20 protein-coding genes are annotated in these 21,038 nt (G+C 69.6%); 6 read left to right on the top strand and 14 right to left on the bottom strand.

Annotation, left to right across the window (positions count from 1 at the left end):
• Positions 1–416 precede the first annotated feature (416 nt).
• Positions 417–1,424 carry an AI-2E family transporter gene (locus FVE25_RS28715; RefSeq protein ID WP_246267570.1) on the top strand — a complete coding sequence of 336 codons (1,008 nt, stop codon included), beginning with the start codon at positions 417–419 and terminating at the stop codon, positions 1,422–1,424.
• 143 nt (positions 1,425–1,567) lie between these two features.
• On the opposite strand, the gene FVE25_RS28710 is transcribed toward FVE25_RS28715, so the two are convergent.
• Positions 1,568–1,864, bottom strand: coding sequence for a hypothetical protein (locus FVE25_RS28710; protein ID WP_157250166.1), 297 nt, complete (start codon positions 1,862–1,864; stop codon positions 1,568–1,570).
• 116 nt (positions 1,865–1,980) lie between these two features.
• Complete coding sequence (locus tag FVE25_RS28705; protein ID WP_157250165.1) at positions 1,981–2,469, bottom strand: helix-turn-helix domain-containing protein; 489 nt, start codon at positions 2,467–2,469, stop codon at positions 1,981–1,983.
• Positions 2,470–2,639: 170 nt separating this feature from the next.
• Here FVE25_RS28705 and FVE25_RS28700 point away from each other — a divergent pair, with 170 nt between their 5' ends.
• The 4 genes from FVE25_RS28700 (at position 2,640) to FVE25_RS28685 (ending at position 4,519) form a co-directional block, all read left to right on the top strand.
• The gene (locus FVE25_RS28700; RefSeq protein ID WP_281367902.1) at positions 2,640–2,843 is read left to right on the top strand and encodes a helix-turn-helix domain-containing protein; all 204 of its coding nucleotides are present in this window, start codon (positions 2,640–2,642) and stop codon (positions 2,841–2,843) included.
• A gap of 47 nt (positions 2,844–2,890) precedes the next feature.
• A complete protein-coding gene (locus FVE25_RS28695; RefSeq protein WP_157250163.1) occupies positions 2,891–3,235 on the top strand; it encodes a hypothetical protein in 345 nt (114 codons plus the stop codon).
• Positions 3,232–3,387: a hypothetical protein gene (locus tag FVE25_RS28690; protein ID WP_157250162.1), complete on the top strand. Its 156-nt coding sequence runs from the start codon at positions 3,232–3,234 to the stop codon at positions 3,385–3,387. The genes FVE25_RS28695 and FVE25_RS28690 overlap by 4 nt, the downstream gene beginning before the upstream one ends.
• 400 nt (positions 3,388–3,787) lie before the next feature.
• Entirely contained in the window at positions 3,788–4,519 is a 732-nt protein-coding gene (locus FVE25_RS28685; protein ID WP_157250161.1) for a helix-turn-helix transcriptional regulator, read from the top strand.
• Between the two features lies 1 nt (position 4,520).
• On the opposite strand, the gene FVE25_RS28680 is transcribed toward FVE25_RS28685, so the two are convergent.
• Genes FVE25_RS28680 through FVE25_RS28650 form a run of 7 tightly spaced genes read right to left on the bottom strand, consistent with a single transcriptional unit; the run spans position 4,521 to position 10,926 of the window.
• On the bottom strand, positions 4,521–5,372 hold the full coding sequence (locus FVE25_RS28680; RefSeq protein WP_157250160.1) for a hypothetical protein: 852 nt from the start codon (positions 5,370–5,372) through the stop codon (positions 4,521–4,523).
• 53 nt (positions 5,373–5,425) lie between these two features.
• Positions 5,426–6,622, bottom strand: a complete 1,197-nt coding sequence (locus FVE25_RS28675; protein WP_157250159.1) for an ABC transporter permease — start codon at positions 6,620–6,622, stop codon at positions 5,426–5,428.
• Entirely contained in the window at positions 6,619–7,272 is a 654-nt protein-coding gene (locus FVE25_RS28670) for an ABC transporter ATP-binding protein (protein WP_425489509.1), read from the bottom strand. Before FVE25_RS28670 ends, FVE25_RS28675 begins: the two co-directional genes overlap by 4 nt.
• Entirely contained in the window at positions 7,269–8,303 is a 1,035-nt protein-coding gene (locus FVE25_RS28665; protein WP_157250158.1) for a peptidoglycan-binding protein, read from the bottom strand. The genes FVE25_RS28670 and FVE25_RS28665 overlap by 4 nt, the downstream gene beginning before the upstream one ends.
• Positions 8,300–8,818 carry a hypothetical protein gene (locus FVE25_RS28660; RefSeq protein WP_157250157.1) on the bottom strand — a complete coding sequence of 173 codons (519 nt, stop codon included), beginning with the start codon at positions 8,816–8,818 and terminating at the stop codon, positions 8,300–8,302. Before FVE25_RS28660 ends, FVE25_RS28665 begins: the two co-directional genes overlap by 4 nt.
• A gap of 24 nt (positions 8,819–8,842) precedes the next feature.
• A complete protein-coding gene (locus FVE25_RS28655) occupies positions 8,843–10,261 on the bottom strand; it encodes a sensor histidine kinase (protein ID WP_219825670.1) in 1,419 nt (472 codons plus the stop codon).
• A complete protein-coding gene (locus FVE25_RS28650; protein WP_157250156.1) occupies positions 10,258–10,926 on the bottom strand; it encodes a response regulator transcription factor in 669 nt (222 codons plus the stop codon). Before FVE25_RS28650 ends, FVE25_RS28655 begins: the two co-directional genes overlap by 4 nt.
• A gap of 248 nt (positions 10,927–11,174) precedes the next feature.
• Here FVE25_RS28650 and erm point away from each other — a divergent pair, with 248 nt between their 5' ends.
• Positions 11,175–11,993 carry a 23S ribosomal RNA methyltransferase Erm gene (gene erm / locus FVE25_RS28645; protein WP_157250155.1) on the top strand — a complete coding sequence of 273 codons (819 nt, stop codon included), beginning with the start codon at positions 11,175–11,177 and terminating at the stop codon, positions 11,991–11,993.
• On the opposite strand, the gene FVE25_RS28640 is transcribed toward erm, so the two are convergent.
• The 5 genes from FVE25_RS28640 to FVE25_RS28620 all read right to left on the bottom strand — a co-directional run bounded on the left by FVE25_RS28640 (position 11,982) and on the right by FVE25_RS28620 (position 20,883).
• Positions 11,982–13,376, bottom strand: coding sequence for a hypothetical protein (locus FVE25_RS28640; RefSeq protein WP_157250154.1), 1,395 nt, complete (start codon positions 13,374–13,376; stop codon positions 11,982–11,984). The genes erm and FVE25_RS28640 overlap by 12 nt on opposite strands.
• A 270-nt stretch (positions 13,377–13,646) precedes the next feature.
• Positions 13,647–15,467: a chitinase gene (locus FVE25_RS28635; protein ID WP_157250153.1), complete on the bottom strand. Its 1,821-nt coding sequence runs from the start codon at positions 15,465–15,467 to the stop codon at positions 13,647–13,649.
• A gap of 3 nt (positions 15,468–15,470) precedes the next feature.
• Entirely contained in the window at positions 15,471–16,874 is a 1,404-nt protein-coding gene (locus tag FVE25_RS28630) for a carbohydrate-binding protein (protein ID WP_157250152.1), read from the bottom strand.
• On the bottom strand, positions 16,871–18,532 hold the full coding sequence (locus tag FVE25_RS55460; protein WP_157250151.1) for a glycosyl hydrolase family 18 protein: 1,662 nt from the start codon (positions 18,530–18,532) through the stop codon (positions 16,871–16,873). Before FVE25_RS55460 ends, FVE25_RS28630 begins: the two co-directional genes overlap by 4 nt.
• An 89-nt stretch (positions 18,533–18,621) precedes the next feature.
• Positions 18,622–20,883 carry a glycoside hydrolase family 18 chitinase gene (locus FVE25_RS28620; protein WP_157250150.1) on the bottom strand — a complete coding sequence of 754 codons (2,262 nt, stop codon included), beginning with the start codon at positions 20,881–20,883 and terminating at the stop codon, positions 18,622–18,624.
• Positions 20,884–21,038 lie beyond the last annotated feature (155 nt).

Here is a 21,038-nt window from a genome sequence, read left to right as displayed (position 1 = left end):
AACTCATCATCAAACCACTGTTTGACGAGGTGTTGCATGAGATACTTCATGCACTGGCTTTTAACACACTGTTGAGTTCTCAAGAAACGGACGCGTTTTCCGGCGTTCGTTCGTTTTTCGTTGTGCCGTAATTCTTTCAGCCGTTCCCCACCGTGTCAAATTGACACTTGCGGGCTGACCTGCGGGAATTTCGACCGCCCCGTTTCCGGGGCAACCCCTCTAACTTACTCCGACTTCCGGAGCTTGTCGAATCGGGCCGCCTCGCCGGGCGTGCCGATCTTGGCCGTTCCCGTGGGACTGGTGAACTCTATGTACGTCTCTCGGAACCGTCAAATCGGCGAATCCGCCTGTGATGTAAGGATGATCCGGGTACGTACGCAGATGTGAGCGAGCGGTCGACACCCCGTGCGGTAATCGTGTTGCTCGGCATCGCGTGCGCGCTGATCGTGTTGTTCGGTGTGCGCGAGGTCGCCTCGATCGCCGGGCCGGTATCCCTCGCGCTGGTCCTGGTCATCGCGGTCGCCCCGGTCCGCTCCCGCCTGGCCGCGCGCGGCGCCCCGCACTGGCTGCAGGTGGCGGTGCCGTTCACCATCGTCGTCGTGGTCGTGCTGGCCATGGTCGCGGTGCTGACCGTCTCGGTCACGCAGCTGGCCGGGCTGCTGCCCGCCTACACCACCCAGTTCCAGGACCTGCTCAGCCAGGCCCAGCGCATCGCCGCCGAGTACGGCTTCGGCAACGAGCAGCTCGCCAAGGCACTCCAGAGCATCGACCCCGGCAGCCTCCTCGGCGTTGCCCAAGCCCTGCTGTCGGGCCTGATGAGCGTGATGTCGAGCTTGTTCCTGATCGTGGTGCTGCTGCTGTCGATGTCCCTCGACGCCCCGATCACCGCGAAGATCCTCGGCTCGATCCGCGCCGATCACCCGGACCTCGTGACGGCGCTCGGCACCTTCTCGCACAAGACGCGGCGCTATCTGATCGTCTCCACCGTCTTCGGCATCATCTGCTCGACCTTTGATGTGATCGCCCTCTACTTCCTGGGCGTCCCGCTTCCTCTGCTCTGGGGAGTGCTCGCGCTCATCACCACGTACATCCCGAACGTCGGCTTCGTGCTCGGCCTCATCCCACCGGCCACGCTCGCCCTCCTGAACGGCGGGCCGCGGCAGATGCTCCTGGTCATCGCCGCCTACTGCGTGATCAACGTGATCTTCCAGGGACTGGTGCTGCCGAAGTACCTGGGCGACGCGGTGGGCCTGTCCACCACGATGACGTTCCTGTCGCTCATCGGGTGGACGTTCGTCCTGGGCCCGCTCGGAGCGCTCCTGGCCATCCCGCTCAGCCTGCTCACCAAGGCTCTCATGATCGACAGCGACCCGCGTGCCAAATGGGTGGGCGACCTCATATCCGGCCGACAACGAAAAGCCTGAAGAGGTCCATCAGTCAGGGGTACGGCCCCGCCGTACAAAAAAAGCCAATCCTGCCATGCGGAGAAGCCGTACACCTGCCGGCCTGCGCTGCCCACGACGTCTTCGACGTCCCCGCACACGGACAGCACCGCGCCCGGGCGGGGCTATTTACGGGAGACCGAGCCGTCCCGCTTGAGCAGCGCGGCCCGCCATCCCTGTTTGAAGCCCAGGCCGTGAGCGGCCTCGACGGGGCCGGTGTCCTCGACCCGCCGCGCGACCCGTTCGAAGCGGGCCACAAGGGTGAGGACGATGGCCGCCGCGACCAGCAGCAAGAACAGCCTGTCGAGTAACGGCTGCGCGTCGGCCAGGGCGCCCATCAAGGTCAGCAGCACGATCCCGCCCGCGAGCGACCAACTGGTCACCGCCGCGGCGGTGAGGGCGCTGCGCCGAACCTTCTCCACGGTTCTCCTCCCAAGAAGGAATACACCACCCCCAACGGGTGATCGGGAAGATCAAAGTATGTTATTTCCTGACTTTTCGGGGCCAATGGGAGAACCGCTTACAAATACCCAACGAGTTAATCGTGGCGGGCGATCTCGATGGCGGTCTTGATGTGCTCCATCTGGCCGTGGAACACCGACATCACCGACCGGATCAGCGACCGTTCGAGGGCCTTCTTCTGCTCCTCGCTCAGCGCGGGCGCCCGGCGGATCTCGTCCAGGCCCTGGAGGATCATCTGAAGCAGCGCCTCGGAGGTCGCCCCCGAGTCCAGGTCGGCCATGGCGGGCTCGTCGGCCGCCCGCTGCCGCACATCGCCTCTCAGCAGCCGCGCCGCGTCCCCACGGCCGAGCGCGTCGAGCTCGCCGGGCGTCACCCCCACCTCGCGAGCCATCAGCGCGATCTTGTCGGCCGGCCCGACGTACCGCCCGTTCTCGATGTGCCGCCACGCGGCCTCGCTCATGGCGGCACGAGCGGCCGCCTTCCTGATCGACATCCTGGGCAGCATCTGCTCACGTCGCTCACGGATCAGGGCCGCCTCCGGCGGGAGGCCCGGGTGCTCCGTCATGGAAGCCCTCCAGCTACAAGTCGCGTGCGTATATACGCGGACTGTAGCGGACTCTCGCGTATCAGGGCCTCCATTTCCCGGCCACACCACTGAAACTGCAGCTCAAGCCCAAGCCAAGAAATACGCGTAAGACTTGCGCAAGACGCGTAGAAGTGCGTATCGTCTGCGACATGCCTCAGCGAACCGCACCAGATGAGGGGCCTCTGATTCACACGATTCCGGAGGTCATGCATCTGCTCCGGCTGAGCCGACGGACGGTGGAGGAGATGATCCGCACCGGCGAACTGGAGTCCGTCAAGATCCGCGGTCTGCGACGGGTGCACCGCCAGTCGGTGCTGGCCCTTCTGGATCCGGGCAGCAGCCGTTCCGCATGAAGGAATCACCACCGTGAAGGGATAACCATGAACAGCTGGAGGGCCGTGTGAACTCCGTCTACGTCGACCAGGCCAGGCTCACCGCCGACCGGATCTACCACCGGGTGAGCGGCACCGAGGCCGTCCTCACCATCGGCAACCAGCGGCTGCCGGTCTCCAGGAACGACGTCACCGCGGTTCGCGAGGCCATCATCGTCGCCGAGCGGCTCGCCACCGCGGCCGTCTTCTGGAAGTCCGACCTCGAAGCCATCCACGGACAGCTCGAGCACCAGGCCCGCGAGCGCCAGAACGCCCACGGCCACGACCTCTTACGAACCGAGGCCGGCGAGACCACGATCTGGCAGGCCGGCTCGGTCCACCTGATCAACCCGCCGAAGGCCGGTTCCCGATGACCCGATGCAAGCGGGCGTTGCTCGACGACTGCGAGCGCACCCTCTCCGGCGTCGACGACACCTTCCCGGCCAGGATGCTCAGCCTGCTCATCACCTTGATCGTCACCACGTTCGCCGTCGCCTTCCTCGACGGTTCGATGCGACTTCTCTGAATCCCGAACGTCCGCTCCCATCCCTGGGCACTTCCGATACCGCGCCGGTCGGAAGGCGGATGTGGAGGCGGACCGCGTGTCCCCGGTCGATGCTGGGGGGCCATCCGAGGGACACGCGCTTGCCGTCCCGCCCGCTGAGAAGCTCTCACTCGCGGGCGGGACGGTCTTCCCTGGTGCCGCCCGCGATGCGATCTACCTCCGTGACGCGGGACGGCACCGACGGTTGCGCCACCCCGCCCGGGACCAGGTCACTCCCGGGCGGGGTGGTCGCGCACCTAGAAAGCGCACCTGGAAAGCGCACCTAGAAGGCGCACCTAGAAGGCGCACCTAGAAGGCGCACGTAGAAGGCGCACCTAGAAAGGGGAAGACAGCATGCGAGAGGAATGTTGAGAAAAAGACCATGTACCAAGAAACAGCCCCGCGTCCCGAGCTGGCCGGTCGCGTCTCCTGGCTGTGGGAGCAGGTGGCGGAGAAGGACGGCACCCAGCTCGTGGTCCCTGACGCCGCCGTCGACCTGATCTGGGGCCCGGACGGCCTGCACGTGGCCGGCCCCGACACCGGCCCGATGCCCACGGCGATGCGCGCCGGCGACGTCTACGTGGGCGTCCGCTTCCACCCGGGCGCCGCGGGCCTGACGTTCGGCGTGTCCCTGGAGGCATTGCGCGACCAGCGGGTCCCGGTCGCCCAGCTCGACGGCCCCCTGCGCGAGCTGCAGGACGGCCTGGAAAGGCGCCCGGGGATCGCCGAGCTGACCCCGGAAGCGGCCGCACGCCGCGACGCCGTACGGCAGGCCATGCTGAAGGCGGTGGTGCGGAGGTGGCGTGAGACGCCCGAGCCCGACACCGCGGCCCCGGCGATCGCCACCGCGCTGCGAGCGGGCAGGTCTGTCGGCGAGGTCGCCTGGGACCTGGGGTTCAGCGAGCGGCAGCTACACCGGCGCAGTATGGCCAGCTTCGGCTACTCCCCCAAGATCCTCCAGCGCATCGTCCGCTTCCAGCGTGCCCTGAGGCTGGCCCGCGCGGGCCGCCCGCTGGCGGAGGTGGCCGCCGAGAGCGGGTACGCGGACCAGGCGCACCTGGCCAACGACGTCAAGCGGCTGAGCGGCGTGACGATGAGCGTCCTCATCCGCTAGCTCAGAGACGGCCGTATGCCCGCAACGTCAGGAGGCGGGCGACGGTGAGGTAGCCGCCCCATTCGTGCTCGACCACCGGCGTCCAGGTCGTCCAGTTGATGCCCCAGCCGCCGTCGGGAAGCCGCCGGCCGGCAAGCGCGTCCAGGTGCCGCTCGATGACCGGGGTCTCGAACCACGGCAGCCGCGACGGCGACGGCGCGAAGTCCAGCGGGAAGTGGGCGTCCCCCGCCGCGTCCGGATCGAGCGAGACGTTGGCCAGAATGACGTCCTTCAGCCGGTCGTACTCCGCCTCCGCGCGCTCCTGATCCGGCACCAGTTCGAGGAAGGCCACCACGGCCCGCGCCGTGTAGGGGGCGGTCTCGTCCTTGATGCGGGCGATGGCCTCCCAGGTGAAGGCGGTGGCCGGGCCCAGCCAAGGATGCTCGACGCCGTGCTTGTGCAGCAGCCCGGCGATCGAGGCGGTGGGCACCAGGTTGCCGGGCGGGTTGTCGGGCGTCTCCCACCACGGCGCCCTGGGCGTCTCCCGCACGGAGGGCAGCACGAACGGCACGCCGCCGTCCTCGGTGGTCACGGTGACGAGGTAGTCGCAGGCGGCCGTGACCATCGGGTCGGAGAAGGCGTCGAGTTCGTCCAGGATGTGGAAGGCGACCTCGACGGGCTCCGGCTGGCTCCCCGCGCCTCGCAGGTCGGGCTCGAGGGCGTTGCCGAAGCCGCCGTCGGCGTTCTGGTAGGTGCGCAACACGTCCAGCACCCGCTGCCGGTCGCCGCCTCGGAAGAGCGCCTCGAACCGGTACCGGTCGAGAAGGCGGGCGTGGAGCCGCAGATACGTCTCGGCATCGCGGAGAATGTCCATGTCAAGCACACTATCGGGGCGCTTCGCCGTACCTCTTGAAGGAATCGGACGCCCTACGGCGCGGCCAGTGCTTCCGTCGGCGACATGCGGGCGGCCCGCACGGCGGGATAGAACCCGGCGATGCCGCCGATGACCAGCGTGGCCACGAAGCCGCCGAGCATCGCCCACAGGGGCACGATCGACGGCCAGCCCTGGAACGTGGCGTAGAGGGACGTGACGCCGATGCCGAGCACGACGCCGCCGACGCCCCCGATGGCCGACAGCAGCAGCGACTCGGCGAGGAACTGCAGCCGGATCTGCCCGCGCGTGGCCCCCAGGGAACGGCGCAGGCCGATCTCCGCCCGGCGTTCCAGCACCGAGATGACCATGGTGTTGGCCACGCCGACGCCGCCGACGATCAGGGCGACGCCGCCGAGGCCCAGCAGCAGGGCGTTGAGCGTGGCGTCCGTGGCCTGCTTGGCGGCCAGCGCGTCCGAGGGCCGGGAGACCTCGACCTCGTCGGGGTGCGCGGGGTTGGCGGTGGCGGCCAGCACGTCGCGGACGGCGGTGACGGACTCCTCGCGGGCCCGCGCGAACACGGTCGTGGGATAGCCGTCGAAGCCCAGGCGCTGCTCGGCGACCGGCCAGCCGACGAGGGCGGCGGTGTCCACCTCAGGGGCCAGCGGCGCGGGGCCGAGCACGCCGACGACGGTGAACCACTGCCCGCCGAGCCACACCCGCTGGTCGGGCCCGGCCGCGACGACGCCGAGCCGGTCGGCGGCCTTGGCGCCGAGGACGACGGCCGGGTACCGCTCGGTGGCGGCGTTGAGCCAGGAGCCACTGACGAGCGCGGCGCCGACGTCCTGGATGAGGTCGAGGCGGGTGGCGGTGACCGCGATGCTGCCGGTCTGGCCTTCGGGGATGCGCTCGTTGCGGTAGACGTGCGCGGAGGTGGTGCCGATGGCCGTCACGGCGGTGACGGGGCTGATCTGCCCGATCATGCCTTCGGCCTCGGCCGGCAGGTGGGAGCTCTCGCCGAACATCGTCTGGCCCGGCGAGACCTTGAGCAGGTTGGTGCCGAGCGCGGCGAGCTGCCGGTTGAGGTCTTCCCGGCTGGAGGCGGAGATGCCGACGACGCCGAGCATGGCGGCGATGCCGATCGCGATGCCGAGGGCCGACAGGAACACGCGCAGCGGCCTGGACCGCAGGCCGGCGCCGCCGACCCGGACGACGTCGCGCGAGCGCATGCGCGTGGGGGCCGGGATGCTCATGCGATCACCTTGCCGTCGAGCATCTCGACCTGCCGGGGCAGGGAGGCGGCGATGTCGCGGTCGTGGGTGATGACGATCACGGTGGTGCCGCCGGCGTTGAGCTCGCGCAGCAGGTCCATGACGCCGGCGCCGGAGCGGGAGTCGAGGTTGCCGGTGGGCTCGTCGGCCAGCAGCAGCGCCGGGTCGCCGACGACGGCGCGGGCGATGGCCACCCGCTGGCGTTCGCCGCCGGACAACTGGTGGGGGCGGTGGTCGAGCCGGTGGCCGAGGCCGACGCGCTCCAGTGCGCTCCGTGCCCTCGAGCGCCGTTCGCGCAGGGCGGGGCCGGAGTAGAGCAGGCCGTCGGCGACGTTGTCCAGCGCGGGCACCCCGGCGGCCAGGTGGAACTGCTGGAAGACGAAGCCGATGGTCTGGGCCCGCAGCGCCGACAGCGCGCGGTCGCCGAGCTGGGAGACGTCGTGCCCGGCGATGCGGACGGTGCCGCCCGAGGGCCGGTCCAGGGTGCCGATCATGTTGAGCATGGTCGACTTGCCGGAGCCGGACGGGCCGACGATGCCGAGCAGTTCTCCGTGCCGGATGCCGAGGGTGACGCCGCGCAGCGCCTGCACCTCGCCGTAGTCCTTGCTGACCTCGTGCAGTTCCGCGATCACTTGGGCACCGCCACGGTGGTGCCCTCGTCCACGCCGGTGATCTCGACCTTGCCGTCGGCGAACATGCCGGCCTCGACGGCCGCGTAACGGGTCGAGGAGCCTTCCACGACCTGCACGCCGTACCCGCCCTCCGCGAGGGCGAACAGCGCGCCGACCGGTACGGCCAGCACGTCGGCGCGTTCGCCGGCCACGATCGTGACCTTCACCGGACCGGTGTCGAAGCCCTTCACCCCGGTGACCGCGACCGTGACCTCGACGGTCGTACTGGCGTCCTGGCCCTCGCCGGTCGTGGCCGCGGTCTTGCCGACGCTGGAGATCTTGCCCTTGGCTTCGGAGCCGTCGGGCAGCTCGACCGTGGTCTTCATGCCCTTCTTGACCAGATGCCGGTCGGCCACGTCCAGATCGACGAGGACCTCGCGGGTGGTGCCCGTCGTGGTGAGCACCGGGCCGCCCGCGGCGGCGCCCAGCGTGGCCTTGAGCTCGTTGACGCGCAGAGGGCCGTCGGCGACGACCACGTCCGCGGGCTCGACCGTGCCGGTGACGGGGACGCCGATGTCGTCCTGCCAGTCCTCGACCGCCTCACGGGTGGCCCAGGTGTACTCGCCGTCCACGTCGAAGCCCTTGTAGCCGAGCTTGGCCAGGTTGCGCTCCAGCAGTTCGACGTCCATGCCCTCGACGCCGTCCTGGAGCGTGCGGTAGAGCGGCATCGAGCCGTACAGCAGCGGCACCCGGTCGGCGTCCACGCTGTAGACGGCCCTGCCGCGGGTGATGGTGTCGCCCTCCTTGGGCAGCCAGGTGATGGTGCCCTGGCCGCGGGAGGTGACGGCCTCGGTCGCCCCGTAGCCGAGCGAACCGTCGACGGTCTTGGTCTCGGTCAGCGTGGCGCGGGTGACCTTCGCGGTGGCCGGCGGGGTCCGGGCGGCCACCGCCGTACCGGATCCGCCGCCGCCGAAGCCGACCGCGGCCGCGGCGACCGCGGCGGCCAGCAGAGCGGCGCCGCCCGTCCAGGCGACCGCGCGCAGCGCCTTCACTTGCGGACCCCGAGCTGCGGGAACTTGGCGCGACAGGCTTCGACCGCCTTCTTGAAGGCGGGGTCGTCGGGCTTGACGTCCGGGCGCTTGCCGCCGAAGCCGCCGCCGGGGTCGGGGTCGGGCATGTCGACGCCGTTCTCGCGCATGCAGGCGGCGTAGTCGCGCAACCGCTCCAGGTCCTCCGGCTTCATGTCGGCGCGGTCGCGGAAGGGCCGGTACTGCTTGCACGCTTCGGCGGCCTTCTTGAACTGCGCCTTGTTGACGTCCTTCGGGTTGAGCACCATCATCCCCTTGCCCTCTCCCGGCTCGGGGTCGGGCAGGTCGATGCCGTTGTCGCGCATGCACTGCGCGAACTTCCTGCCCTGCTCCTGCGGGTCGACGGAGCCGGTGGGCGAAGGCGAGGCGCTCGAGCTGGGTTTGGCCGAGGCCACGGAGGCCACCCCGGCCACCGTCGCCTGCGTCCCGCACCCGGCCAGCGCGACCAGCGCGCCGGCGGCGAGGAGGATTCGTGTCATGCCACCGACCCTGGCCAGGCTTGCTCAGAGCCGGCTGGGAGCCGCCTCGGAGGCCGGTAGGAATACGCGGAAGCGCGAGCCCTCGCCGGGCGCGGTGTCGAGCGTCACCTTGCCGTCGTGCGCGTGCACGATCGCCGCCACGATCGCCAGGCCCAGCCCCGCGCCGCCGTCGGCCCGCGAGCGCCCCTGCCCGACCCGGTAGAGCCGGTCGAAGAGGTACGGCACATGCCGCGCGTCGATGCCCGGCCCGGTGTCGGCCACCTCCAGCACGGCCTGACCGGCGGCGCGGCCCACCCGGACGGTCACCGCGGCCTCGGCCGGGGTGTGGGCCAGCGCGTTGGCGACCAGGTTGGCGGCGACCTGCCGGAGCCTGGCCTCGTCGCCGACGAGCGAGACCGGCGCCAGCGTCTCATCGAGCCCGGCCAGCCTGACCTGCCGTCCCGGCACCCGGGCCCGCGCGTCGCGGATGGTGTCGGCCGCCACCTCCAGCAGGTCCACCTTGCCGCGGTCGAGCTGGCGTTCCTCGTCGAGCTGGGCCAGCGTGAGCAGGTCGTTGACGAGCACGCCCATGCGGGTGGCGGCGTCCTCGATGCGGCGCATGGTCTCGTCGGTGTCGCCGCCGCCGCGCCGGTGCAGCTCGGCGAAGCCGCGGACCGAGGTCAGCGGGGTGCGCAGCTCGTGGGAGGCGTCGGCCAGGAAGCGGCGCATCCTGGTCTCGGAGGCGGTCCTGGCGGCGATCTCGTGGGTGACGCGGTCGAGCATGACGTTCATGGCCAGGCCGAGGCGGCCGGACTCGGTGTGCGGGTCGGGGTCGGGGACCCGGCGGGCGAAGTCGCCGTCGGCGATGTGGGCGGCGGTCCTCTCCATGCGGGTCAGGGGGCGCAGGCCGAGCCGTACCAGCCAGTCGGCGGCCATGCCGAGCAGGACCAGCACCGCGATGCTGACGGTGGCGGCGATGGCGATCAGGGCGGTGCTGGTCTGCTCCACCTCGTCCAGGGAGGTGCCGACGACCACGGTCTCGCCGCCGGGCAGCGGGGCGGCGTGCACGCGCCAGCCCGCGCCCTCGGTGCCGGGCACGGTGTAGGGGCCGTCGTAGCGCAGCGCGGTGATGTCGGGGCTCGGGCCCTGGGTCGGCGGGATCATGGCTCTGAGGCGGCCGGACGGCGAGAAGACCATGATGCGGGAGACCTCGGCCATGCGTTTGACGAGCACCTTGTCCAGGCCGGTGGGGGCGGTGAACAGCTGCGGGTCGCCCGGCGGCGGCTGCGCGATCCGGGTCTGGATCGCGGTGCTGCCGGCGCTGAGCTGCTCGTCCACGCGGCGCATGAGCATGCCCTGCAGGAGCGCGACGCCGATGACGTTGGCCAGGACCAGCGCGATCGTGGTCAGGGCCAGGATCGAGACGACGAGCCGGGTGCGCAGCGTCCAGCGGTCGGGCCTCACCGCGGGCTCCTGAGCGTGTAGCCGACGCCGCGGACGGTCTGGATCAGGCCGGGGATCTTCTTGCGCAGGTAGTAGACGTAGGACTCGACGATGCTGGAGTCTCCGTCGAAGTCGTAGCGCCAGACGCTGTCGAGGATCTGCGCCTTGCTGACCACCCGGCCGGCGTTGGTCAGCAGGTACTCCAGCAGGTTGAACTCCGTGGGCGACAGGTCGATCAGCGTGCCGTCCCGGCGCACCTCGTGGGCGGCGCTGTCCAGCTCCAGGTCGGCGTAGGCCAGCACCTCCTTGGCCGGCCCGCCGCTCCGGCTGCGGCGCAGGATGGCGCGGATGCGCAGCACGACCTCCTCCAGGCTGAACGGCTTGGCCACGTAGTCGTCGGCGCCCAGCGTGAGACCCTGCACCCGGTCCTCCACGGTGTCGCGGGCCGTCAGGAACAACACCGGGATGCGCTCGCCCAGCCGCCTGGCCACCTCGAAGCCGTCGAAGTCCTCGAGCATGACGTCGAGCACCACGATGTCGGGGGCGAAGTCGCGCGCGGCGGTGATCGCCTCCGCGCCGGTCTCGGCGGTCCGCACCTCGAAGGAGACCAGCCGGAGCGTCTGCGACAACAGCGCGCGGATGTTCGGCTCGTCGTCCACCACGAGCACTTTGGCGGGTCTCTCCATGGGCCAAGCATTACCTGGACAACCTCAAAGCAGCATCAAAGCCCGGCGGATTTAATCCGTTGCGACCAGCTACGACGCCCTCGTAGGGTCGTCGGCATGTGTTGCACGTGCTTCTACTCCATCCGCATCCGCAGCGGCCGGGCTCTGGCTCGCTAGCGGACACGGAGAACATCTCAGCGCGTCCGTGAAGCGCGCCCAGGGCCCTTCGAGATCCCATTTCGTCTCGAGGACCCGAAAGGGCTGCAGCTGTGGCGCAGAACTTCGCACACGGTAACTATTCCCACACTCAGCAGAAGGCCAGGAACAGCGGCGGCGGCTCGCGCACGCCCAGAGACAGGGCGCGGCGCACGCTGTCGCAGAACTTCCTGGTCGACAGCCATGCCGTCGATCTGATGATCAAGGCCGCGCGGCCGCACGGCCTGATTCTCGAACCCGGCGCCGGTGAAGGAGCGCTGACGACCGTCCTGGCCGCCGTGGAGGGCGTCGAGGTCGTCGGCTACGAAATCGACCCGCTGCTGGCCGCCAAGCTCAGGGCCAGGACCGGGTTGAAGATCATCAAGGGCGACTTCACCCTCGTCAAGCCGCCGCGGGAGCCGTTCGCGGTGGTCGGCAACATCCCGTACTCGATCACGTCGAAGATCGTCGACTGGTGTCTGCGGGCCCCGTCGATGACCTCGGCGACCCTGCTCACGCAGCTGGAGTACGCCCGCAAGCGCTCGGGCGACTTCGGCCGGTGGAGCCTGGTCACGGTCGAGAGCTGGCCGTGGTTCCACTGGGAGTTGCTCGGCCGGGTCGGCCGGGAGAGTTTCCGGCCGGTGCCCGCGGTCGACTCGGGCATCCTGCGCATCGAGCGGCGGCCGGAGCCGCTGCTCGCGGACGGCAGGGCCTGGCGGGAACTGGTGGAGCTGGGCTTCACCGGGGTGGGGGGCTCCTTGCGCGCCTCGCTCAGGACCCGCTACCAGGGCGTGGACGGCGCCCTGGCACGGGCGGGCGTGGCCCGCGACACGGTGGTCGGCTACGTCCATCCGGACCAGTGGATCACCGTCTACCGGGAGCTACACCGCTGATTTCACCCGCTGCTCCGCGGGGGCGGGCACGGGGGTGGCGAGTTCTGGGGCCGTCGGATGGCGGCGGCCCCAGGGCATGGCCATGACGAGGATCGGCAGCAGCACGATCGAGGCCAGCGCCCACTGCGAGTGCAGCGCCCACCAGGTGTTGGTGTCGAACTGCGTCATGTACAGGTAGCCGTAGCCCGCCCAGACGGAGACGCCGATGATCGCGGGCCAGGCGAAGCGGGTGGGCCTGGCGACCAGGAACGGCATGAACCACATGAGGTACTGGGCGCCCAGGCGCGGCGTGACGACCATGAAGGCGATGAGCATGGCGATGGTCATGTCGATCGGGTCGGCCCGACGCCACCAGAACACGCAGAAGACCATGGTCGCGTAGATCAGGTAGGTGCCGGGGACGACCAGGTCGGGCCGCAGCTGCCACTCGCCGCCGCTGAACTGCGCCGCCCAGCCCCAGTCGCCGACGATCGGCCGGATGTCTCCCATGACGGACATCGCCTCGAGGATCTGGGCGAACGAGCTGCCCACCACCAGCGGCAACGAGGCCAGGAACAACACCGGCACCAACCCGGTGAAGAACAGCGAGACGATCCGGGAGCGCAGGTTGGGCAGCAGCAGCAACATGCCGGGGATCAGCCAGATGGGCCAGCTCTTGGCGCACAGCGCGAGGCCCATGAGCGCTCCGGCCAGCATGCCCCGCCGCAGGTCGCGCCGGTCGTCGCCGGTCGGCATGAACGCGCGGTGCAGCAGGCCGCCGGGGCGGATCACCCGGGCCAGCGCGGTGCGCCAGCCGTAGGCGGCCACGCCGCGGCGCAGCCGTACGCCGACGTGGGTCGTGATGCCCGCGCGGTACGGCGAGCCGGGGCCGCGGGCCACCACGAACGCGGCGACGCCGAAGGCCAGCGCGACCGGCTCGACCTGGCCGTGAATGGCCGCCACCAGCATGGCGAGGGGGTTGAGCGCGTACTGCAGGGCGCGCAGGTTGGCCTTGGGACCGCCGGCCAGCTTGGCCACGAGCGGGATCAGCGCGATGTCGGCCAGCACCGTGACCAGGCGGCCCGCGAACTCCCACGGAATGCCCAGCCAGAGCAGGAAGCCGTACATGTAGGGGATCGTCGGCAGGAAGTGCCAGCCGCCTTCGCTGGCCAGGACCGGATCCTTGCCATGGAGCACCGCCTCGCCGGCGGGTTTGAAGCTTTCCATGTAGTCGACCGGCTGCCACTGGGTGTCGATCGCCGATGTGTACCAGAGCAACGCTCGTACGGCGACGCCCACGAGGATCACGATCAGGAGATGTGGTCTCCAGTCGCGCCATTGGGCGACAAGGGCAAGCAGGACACCGGCGACGAGGACTATCCCCGTGAGGACTGCGTATTCCATGGCGGCCTCTAGCCTGCCGTACCCGGGAGGGTGCTGCCACCTGGGCAGCGCAAGAGCTGATCAGACATGAGCTCTGGAAAGCGTGCTTATCAACGCCATTTGCGCACTCCTTTTACCGTCGAGAACGGGCCCATCTGAGCCGGAAATTCACAGGAAACTCACAGATGCCCCGAAGGAGTGCGGTCATGCGGGAGGAGCGGGATGAGGCGCCTTGGGGGAGGCAACCCGGAAACCTCTCCCAAGGAGCCTCAGCCCCGCTCCTCCCGGGTCTCAGCCGAGCGCGTTCAGGTACGCCCGGTGGTTGCGGGAGAACTCGAAGGAGTTGTACTTGTCCCAGTTGATGGACCAGGTCATCAGGCCGCGCAGGTTCGGGTAGACGCCGCGTGGCCTATATGGGCCGCAATTGGCGCCCTTGGCCAGGCAGTCGAAAGCCTTCTGGACCTCGGCCACCGTGGTGAAGCCGTTGCCCGCCCAGGGCGCCGCGGGCAGGCCGATCGCGACCTGGTCCTGGCGCAGCGGTGGGAAGACGTTGGCGGTGTTGCCCATGATGGGGAAGCCCGCGAGCAGCATGTCGGTCATGGCGACGTGGAAGTCGTGGGTGCCCATCGTGTGGTACTGGTCGTCCAGGCCCTTGATCGGGCCGGAGTTGTAGTCCTGGACGTGCAGCAGGGTCAGGTCGTTGCGCATGGCGTGGATGACCGGCAGGTAGGAGGCGCTGCGCCGGTCGGCCGCCCCGCTCGGGCCCGGTCCGTAGAACTGGTAGCCGAGCTGGACGAAGAAGGTCTCGGGCGCCATGGTCAGCACGAAGCGGGAGCCGTACTTGGCCTTGAGGGTCTTCAGCGCCGAGATCAGGTTGACGATGACCGGGGTGGTCGGGTTGGCGAGGTTGGTGTCGCCGGCGTTCAGGTAGAGCGAGTGGCCCTCGAAGTCGATGTCGAGGCCGTCGAGGCCGTAGCGGTCGATGATGGCGCTCACCGAGGAGACAAACGTGTCGCGGGCCGCCGTGGTGGTGAGCTGGACCTGGCCGTTCTGGCCGCCGATGGAGATCAGGACCTTCTTGCCCGCCGCCTGCTTGGCGCGGATGGCGGCGATGAAATCGGCCTCGGGCTCGACGTTCGGGCACTCGGCCGCCGGGCAGAGCCGGAAGCGGATGTCGCCCGAGGTCACCGAGGTGGGTTCGCCGAAGGCGAGGTTGATGACGTCCCACTCGTTCGGGACGTCGGCCATCCGGATGTAGCCGGAGCCGTTGGCGAAGGAGGCGTGCAGGTAACCGACCAGGACCCGTTTGGGCAGTTGCCCGCCGCCTCCGCCGCCCTCGGTGGTGGTACCGGGGACTTCGGGGGTGTAGGCGGAGCAGTTGCCGGAGCCGTCGCAGGCGCGCACCTTGAAGCGGTAGGTGGTCTGCGGGGTCAGGCCGCCCACAGTGACGGAGGTGCCGGTGACCGGGGTGGGCGTGCCGCCGTCGCGCGCGAGCTCGTAGCGGGCGACCGTACCGGAGTCGTCGGTGGAGGCCGACCAGCTCACCGCGAGGGTGCTGGAGGTGGCTCCGCTCACGCTCAGGTTGCCGGGGACGGTCGGCGGGGTGGTGTCACCGGGCTGCGGGTTTCCCGGCGGCCCGTCGAGCACCAGGTCGTCGGCCTGGTAGGCGCCCTGGCCGTACCAGCCGTTGACGTAGACGGTGACGCTGGTCGTGTTCGCCCCGGTGGTGAACGACGTGCTCACCTGGCGGTAGGCCGAGGCCGAGGACGTCCAGGTGCTGACGTCGGTGGTGCCGGTGCCGGAGGCGCCGAGGAAGACGTAGCCGCCGCGCAGCCAGCCGGACAGCGTGTAGGCGGAGGACGGCTTGACGCTGATCACCTGCTGGCACCGGGCGGTGTCACTGCCGGCCGGGGTGGCCTGCAGCGCCTTGGCTCCGGAGTGGACCGGCGTGGTGACCGCCTGGCCTGCGGACGAGGCGGTGCACGTCCAGTTCGCCAGGTCGGTCTCGAAGCCGGGGTTGCTCAGGATGTTGGCCGCGAGGGCGGGCGTGGCGGAGACCGCCGTGAGGCCGAGGGCCAGCACGGCGGCCGCCGCAATATGACGAAGGCGCATCGCCTAGAACCCCGCGGTGATCCGGGTGAACTCCCAGTCGGCCTGGGAGATGCCACTGCAGTCGGAGCGCACGCCGCCGCCGGGGCACGGCCGGTCGCGGTTGACCGCCCAGTACGCCAGCCTGGTCAGGCCCTTGGACTTGGCCCAGTCGCGGATCTGGGTCCAGGTGGCGGGCGAGGTGAGCTCCTGCTGGTCGGACAGACCGTTCATGCCCGAGATGCCCATGCGGGCGTACGCCTGCGCGTCGGTGTAGCCGTAGGCGTTCTTGAGCGCGGTCTTCAGGCCCTCGGAGGCGTTGACGTTGTCCTGGTACATGTTCGAGCCGCCGAAGTCGAACGGCATGATCGTGAAGTTGTCGATCGGCACGTTGAGCGCCTTGGCCTGGTTGATCAGCCGGATGCCGTGCGAGTTCGGGCCGGTCCTGGTGGTGCCGAAGGTGACGACGATCTTCACGTTCGGGTTGTTCTGCCTGACGATCTTGAGGCCGTTGAGGATGCGGTCCTGGACCGTGTAGTTCTCGAACTCGTCGGTGTTCTCGATGTCGAAGTCCACGACGGCCGGGCCGACGGCGTTGATAACCTGCTGCACGGCGCCGGCGAAGGCCGCCGGGGTCGAGCAGGCGGGACCGAGCTTGTTGCCCGACCAGCCGCCGAAGGAGATCTGCACGCTGCCGCCCGCCGCCTTGATGGCCGAGATCGCCTGGGCGTCCGCGCCGCCGGTCAGCGGGCGCTGCCCGTCCCAGGCCGGGTTGCAGCCGCCGCTGGCCAGGATGAAGGCCATGGTGAAGGACTTCACGCCGGTCGCGTTCATGACGGTCGCGGGCGCGGGCGGGTTGCCCCAGCCCATGTAGAGGTACGGCGCGCCGGCCATCTTGCCCGGCGGGTCCGGGTTCTGGCAGCCGGAGGTCGTGGCCGCGGCGTCACGTCCGGTCGACTCGCCGACGTTGTTGTACGCCTTGACGGTGTAGGAGTGCGACTCACACGTGCCGAGGCCGGAGATGGTCGCGCTGGTGGCGGTCACCGTGGTCTTGAGCGTGGTGCCCTCGTAGACGCGGTAGCCGGTCACGGTCCCCGACGAGGCGCCCCAGCTCAACGAGATCGAGTTGTTGGTGACCGTGGTGGTGACGTTGCCCGGCTGGCCGGGCACGCCGGGCTGCGGGTTGCTGCCGCCGGCCCGCCACAGCGCGGGCACGCGCGGGGGCTCCCACCCGGGCAGCGAGGTGTGGGCCTGGATCGCGGTGTAGGTGGCTCCTTCGTAGGTCACGACGGCGCCCACGGCGTACGGGGTGTAGGGGGCCCAGTCGGCCATGACGACGACCGACCTGGCGGCGGTGGCCGGCGCCGAGGTGGCCAGGCCGGTGACGAGCAGGGCCAGCGCGGAGATCAGCGCGACGAGGAGGCGTCTCATGGCATTCCCTGAAGGTGCGGCTTGACGGTCTTGGAGAAGTTCCAGTTGTGGCTGGCGTCCCAGTTGATGGACCAGGTCATGGCGCCCCGGATGTCCGGCCACGCCTGCGGGGGCACGAAGCTGCCGCAACTGGTGCGCTTGGCCAGGCAGTCGAGCGCCTGGTTGACCAGCGACGGGTTGACGACCCCGCCGCCGGCGGCGCCGGGTCCCGCGGGCAGGCCGAGCGCGACCTGGTCGGGGCGCAGCCCGTTCTGGATCTGGATGCAGGCCAGGGCGGTCATGAAGTTGACCGTCCCCTGCGAGTACGCCTGCGCCTGGTCGCAGCCGAGCATGCTGCCGGAGTTGTAGTACTGCATGTGGACGACCGTGAGGATGTCCTTGATGTTCAGGGCGAGCTTGAAGTACTCCATCCCGGTCGACTGCATGTCGATGGTCTGGGGGGCCATGGTGATGACGAGGCTGGAGCCCACCCGGGAGCGCAGGTCCCTGAGCGCCTGGCCCATGTAGGTGGCGTTGAGCCCGTTCTCCAGGTCGATGTCGACGCCGTCGAAGCCGTAGCTCTGCATGATGCCGTACATGCTGCTGGCGAACTGGGTGGCCGCGGCCGAGCTGTTCACCTGGACGCGGCCGGCCTCGCCGCCGACGCTCAGGATGACCTTCTTGCCGCGCTGGTGCAGGGCCTGCACGTCGGCCCGGAACTGGGCGTCGGTGTAGCCGCCGACCGCGGTGGCCAGGGCCGGGTCGAGAGCGAAGGTGACCTGGCCGGGGGTGCTGGTGGCCTCGGCGAAGGCGATCGCGACCACGTCGTACTCGTTGGGCACCTGCGACAGCTTCAGTTCCGTGGCCGGGTTGACGAAGTTGTGCCAGTAGCCGGTGAGGAAGTGCTTGGGCAGGTCGCCGCCGCCGGTGCAGCCGGTCGTGCTGCCGGAGGCGTCACGTCCGGGCGATTCGCCGGTGCTGTTGTACGCCTTGATCGTGTAGGTGTGCGGCTCGCACGTGCCCAGACCCGAGATCGTCGCGCTGGTGCCGGTCACCGTCGTCTTCAGCGTGGCGCCCTCGTAGACGCGGTACCCCGTCACGGTCCCTGACGACGCGCCCCACGACAGCGAGATCGAGGTGTTGGTCGCGGTCACCGTGGCCGTGCCCGGCTGGCCTGGCACGCCCTGGCAGCCGGTCGTGGTGCCGGAGGCGTCGCGGCCGGTCGACTCGCCGACGGTGTTGTACGCCTTGATCGTGTAGGTGTGCGGCTCGCACGTGCCCAGACCCGAGATCGTCGCGCTGGTGCCGGTCACGGTCGTCTTCAGCGTGGCGCCCTCGTAGACGCGGTACCCCGTCACGGTCCCTGACGACGCGCCCCAGCTCAACGAGATCGAGGTGCTCGTCGAGGTCACCGTGGCGGCGCCTGGCTGGCCGGGCACGGTGGGCTGCGGGTCGCCGGTGACGGTCTTCCAGAGGGCGGGCACGTTGGGCGGCTCCCACCCGGGCTGGGAGGTGTGCGACTGCCGGGCTTCGAAGTCGACCGCGTTGTGGGTGACGCGGGTTCCGGTGGTGTAGGAGGTCCAGGGCGCCCACGCGGGGTAGGCGGCAGCCTGAACGGGGGGTGCGACCAGGCCGAACATGAGCACAACGACCAGGACGACTAACGCACGGACATTCATATGGTCTCCGGTGTGAGGGACGTACGGCTTGCGCCCCTGGGGGGCTAGGGCGCAAGCCGTACGGGCCCGTGTGGGGGGTGGTTCGGTTATCAGCGCAGGCCGTTGCTGAGTGCGGTGGTGAGGGAACCGTCGTCACCCGACATCTCCCAGACCATCGCGCCCAGCAGGTTCTTGGCCTTGATGTACTCGGTCTTCTTCTGGATCGACCACGGGTCGTCGAACGTCCACCACTGGCCACCCGGGCCGGTGTAGCAGTAGGCGGAGATCGACTGCTCGTCGTGCCGGACCGTGCAGCCCGGCACCCGTGCGGCGATGTTCTTGTATCCGCGGGTCCCGGCTTCCTCGGGGAAGTCGCCGGGCGCGGCGCCGTTGGCCGACTGCCATTCGCCGTTCTTGCCGCCGTCGGCCACCTGCTGCCAGCCGCGGCCGTAGTAGGCCAGGCCGAAGGTCAGCTTGCGCGGGTTCACGCCCGCGTCCAGGTACACCTGGATGGCCTTGTCGACGCTGAAGTCCGGGTTGTACGGCGAGTCGGTGTCGAGGTTGAGGTTGCCCTGGTGGCCCGTGCGGAACGGCTCCCAGGAGTTGTCGCTGCCGGCGCCGTGGAAGTCGTAGCCCTGGACGTTGGCGAAGTCGAGGTAGTCGAAGATCTTCGACAGGTCCCATCCGGCGTTGATCTTCACGGGGTCGGCGGGGGTGAAGGCGGTCAGGAGGTAGCGCTTGCCGGTGGTGGCCGTCAGCGCGTCGAGCTGGGTGCGGAACTCCTGGAGCAGGAGCGTGAGGTTGTTCTTGTCGTTCGGGCTGACGTGGTTGCCGGCGTGTCCTTCGGCGCCGGGCCACTCCCAGTCGACGTCGATGCCGTCGAAGACGCCCGCGGCCACGCCGGCGCCGCCGCGGCCCTGGTAGACCGGCAGGTCGCCCTTGATGTACATGTCGATGCAGGACTTCACGAACGCCTGGCGCTTGGCGGGGGTGGAGGCGGCGTCGGAGAAGTACTTGGAGTAGGTCCAGCCGCCCAGCGAGATCAGCGCTTTCAGGTGCGGGTGCTTGGCCTTCAGCTTCTTGAGCTGGTTGTAGTTGCCGGCCAGCTTCTGGTCCCAGGTGTCGCCCACGCCGTCCACCGACTCGCCGGCGCCGAAGCCCTTGACGTAGTCGGCCCACGCGTCGCCCGCGCCGTCGCCCTGGTTGGGGTCCTGCGGGCCGGGGGTGGTGGCCTTGTCCACGCCGTTCATGCAGGTGTGCCGGGTCGGGTGGATGTTGGAGAAGGCGTAGTTGACGTGGGTGAGTTTGGCGGCCTGCGCGTCCAGGCTCTTCATGGTGTACGCGCGGCCGTAGATGCCCCACTGCACGAAGTAGGCGACCTTGTTGTAGCTGCCGCCCGGGGTCTCCGGCTGGGTTCTCGCGGTGACCGGGGCGCTCTTGTCCGACTCGTTGTTCGAGGGGTCCACGGCGCTGACGGTGAAGGAGTAGTTCGTGTCGGGGGCCAGACCGGTGACGGTGGCGCCGGTGGTCGTGGAGGTGGTCTTGAGGGTGGTGCCCTGGTAGACGCGGTACTCCTTGATCGACCCCGAGTTGTCCGTGGCCGCGTCCCAGGCCAGGGTGATCGTGGAGTTGGTCTGGGACGGCGAGCGCGGGTTGCCGGGCGGGCTGGGTTCGACCGTGTCCGGGGTGCCCGTGGTGGTGGCGGTGACCGGGGTGCTCTTGTCCGACTCGTTGTTCGACGGATCCACGGCGGTGACCGTGTAGGTGTGGGCGGATCCGGGCGGCAGGCCGGTGATCTGCGTGCTCGTGGCCGTGGCGGTCTTGACGACGGTGGTTCCCTCGTAGACCCGGTACTCCTTGATCGTGCCCGAGTTGTCCGTGGAGGCGTTCCACGCCAGGTCGATCGTGGTGTCGGCCTGGGCGGGTGAACGCAGGCCCCCGGGCACGGCCGGTTTGACCGTGTCGGTGGGGACGCCGTCACAGGGGTTGGCGTTGAGCTTGCAGTTCTGGGGTACGGCCTGCGCGCCTCCGGGGTTGCCCATGAAGCCGAAGCTCGTGGTGGCGTTCGGGGCCAGGGTGCCGTTCCATGCGAGGTTGCTGAACGTGTAGTGCTGGCCGCTGCGGGTCATGGTGGCGTCCCAGAAGGAGCCGACCGTGTGGCCCGCGGGCATATCGAACTCGACCTTCCAGCCCGTGATGGTGCTGGAGGTGCCGTTGGTGATGGTGTAGCGGCCCTGCCAGCCGCTTCCCCAGTCCGAGGTCTTGGTGAATACCGCGGTGGCGGTGGCGGCCTGGGCCGGGCCAGGCACGAGTAGGGCAAGGACGAGGCTTGCCAGCGCGGTCAGGGACAGTAAGGGAAGGCTGCGCCGCATGGTCGCTCCCGTGGGTGGGGAACTGTGGGGGGTGACGTGGCCAGCGGGGTGTCAGGCCACAGCTGTGAGCGGCAATCTGTAGATGTTCTGGCTGGTCGTGGGGGGTGGGGGGCGAGCCATGATGCCTCTGGGTTCAGATCTTCTCTTAGGAAAGT

Origin of the sequence: Nonomuraea typhae (genome assembly GCF_009760925.1) — a bacterium.
In the GTDB taxonomy this organism is placed as follows: domain Bacteria; phylum Actinomycetota; class Actinomycetes; order Streptosporangiales; family Streptosporangiaceae; genus Nonomuraea; species Nonomuraea typhae.
This window is presented reverse-complemented; position numbering and strand designations above follow the sequence as displayed.

Bases quoted from the DNA above. Each gene is read 5' to 3' on its own strand.
- FVE25_RS28675 (WP_157250159.1), bottom strand. From the start codon at position 6,622: ATGAGCATCCCGGCCCCCACGCGCATGCGCTCGCGCGACGTCGTCCGG.
- FVE25_RS28635 (WP_157250153.1), bottom strand. From the start codon at position 15,467: ATGCGCCTTCGTCATATTGCGGCGGCCGCCGTGCTGGCCCTCGGCCTC.
- FVE25_RS28650 (WP_157250156.1), bottom strand. From the start codon at position 10,926: ATGGAGAGACCCGCCAAAGTGCTCGTGGTGGACGACGAGCCGAACATC.
- FVE25_RS28660 (WP_157250157.1), bottom strand. From the start codon at position 8,818: ATGACACGAATCCTCCTCGCCGCCGGCGCGCTGGTCGCGCTGGCCGGG.
- FVE25_RS28620 (WP_157250150.1), bottom strand. From the start codon at position 20,883: ATGCGGCGCAGCCTTCCCTTACTGTCCCTGACCGCGCTGGCAAGCCTC.
- FVE25_RS28640 (WP_157250154.1), bottom strand. From the start codon at position 13,376: ATGGAATACGCAGTCCTCACGGGGATAGTCCTCGTCGCCGGTGTCCTG.
- FVE25_RS28680 (WP_157250160.1), bottom strand. From the start codon at position 5,372: ATGGACATTCTCCGCGATGCCGAGACGTATCTGCGGCTCCACGCCCGC.
- FVE25_RS28690 (WP_157250162.1), top strand. From the start codon at position 3,232: ATGACCCGATGCAAGCGGGCGTTGCTCGACGACTGCGAGCGCACCCTC.
- FVE25_RS28685 (WP_157250161.1), top strand. From the start codon at position 3,788: ATGTACCAAGAAACAGCCCCGCGTCCCGAGCTGGCCGGTCGCGTCTCC.
- FVE25_RS55460 (WP_157250151.1), bottom strand. From the start codon at position 18,532: ATGAATGTCCGTGCGTTAGTCGTCCTGGTCGTTGTGCTCATGTTCGGC.
- FVE25_RS28630 (WP_157250152.1), bottom strand. From the start codon at position 16,874: ATGAGACGCCTCCTCGTCGCGCTGATCTCCGCGCTGGCCCTGCTCGTC.
- FVE25_RS28700 (WP_281367902.1), top strand. From the start codon at position 2,640: ATGCCTCAGCGAACCGCACCAGATGAGGGGCCTCTGATTCACACGATT.
- FVE25_RS28705 (WP_157250165.1), bottom strand. From the start codon at position 2,469: ATGACGGAGCACCCGGGCCTCCCGCCGGAGGCGGCCCTGATCCGTGAG.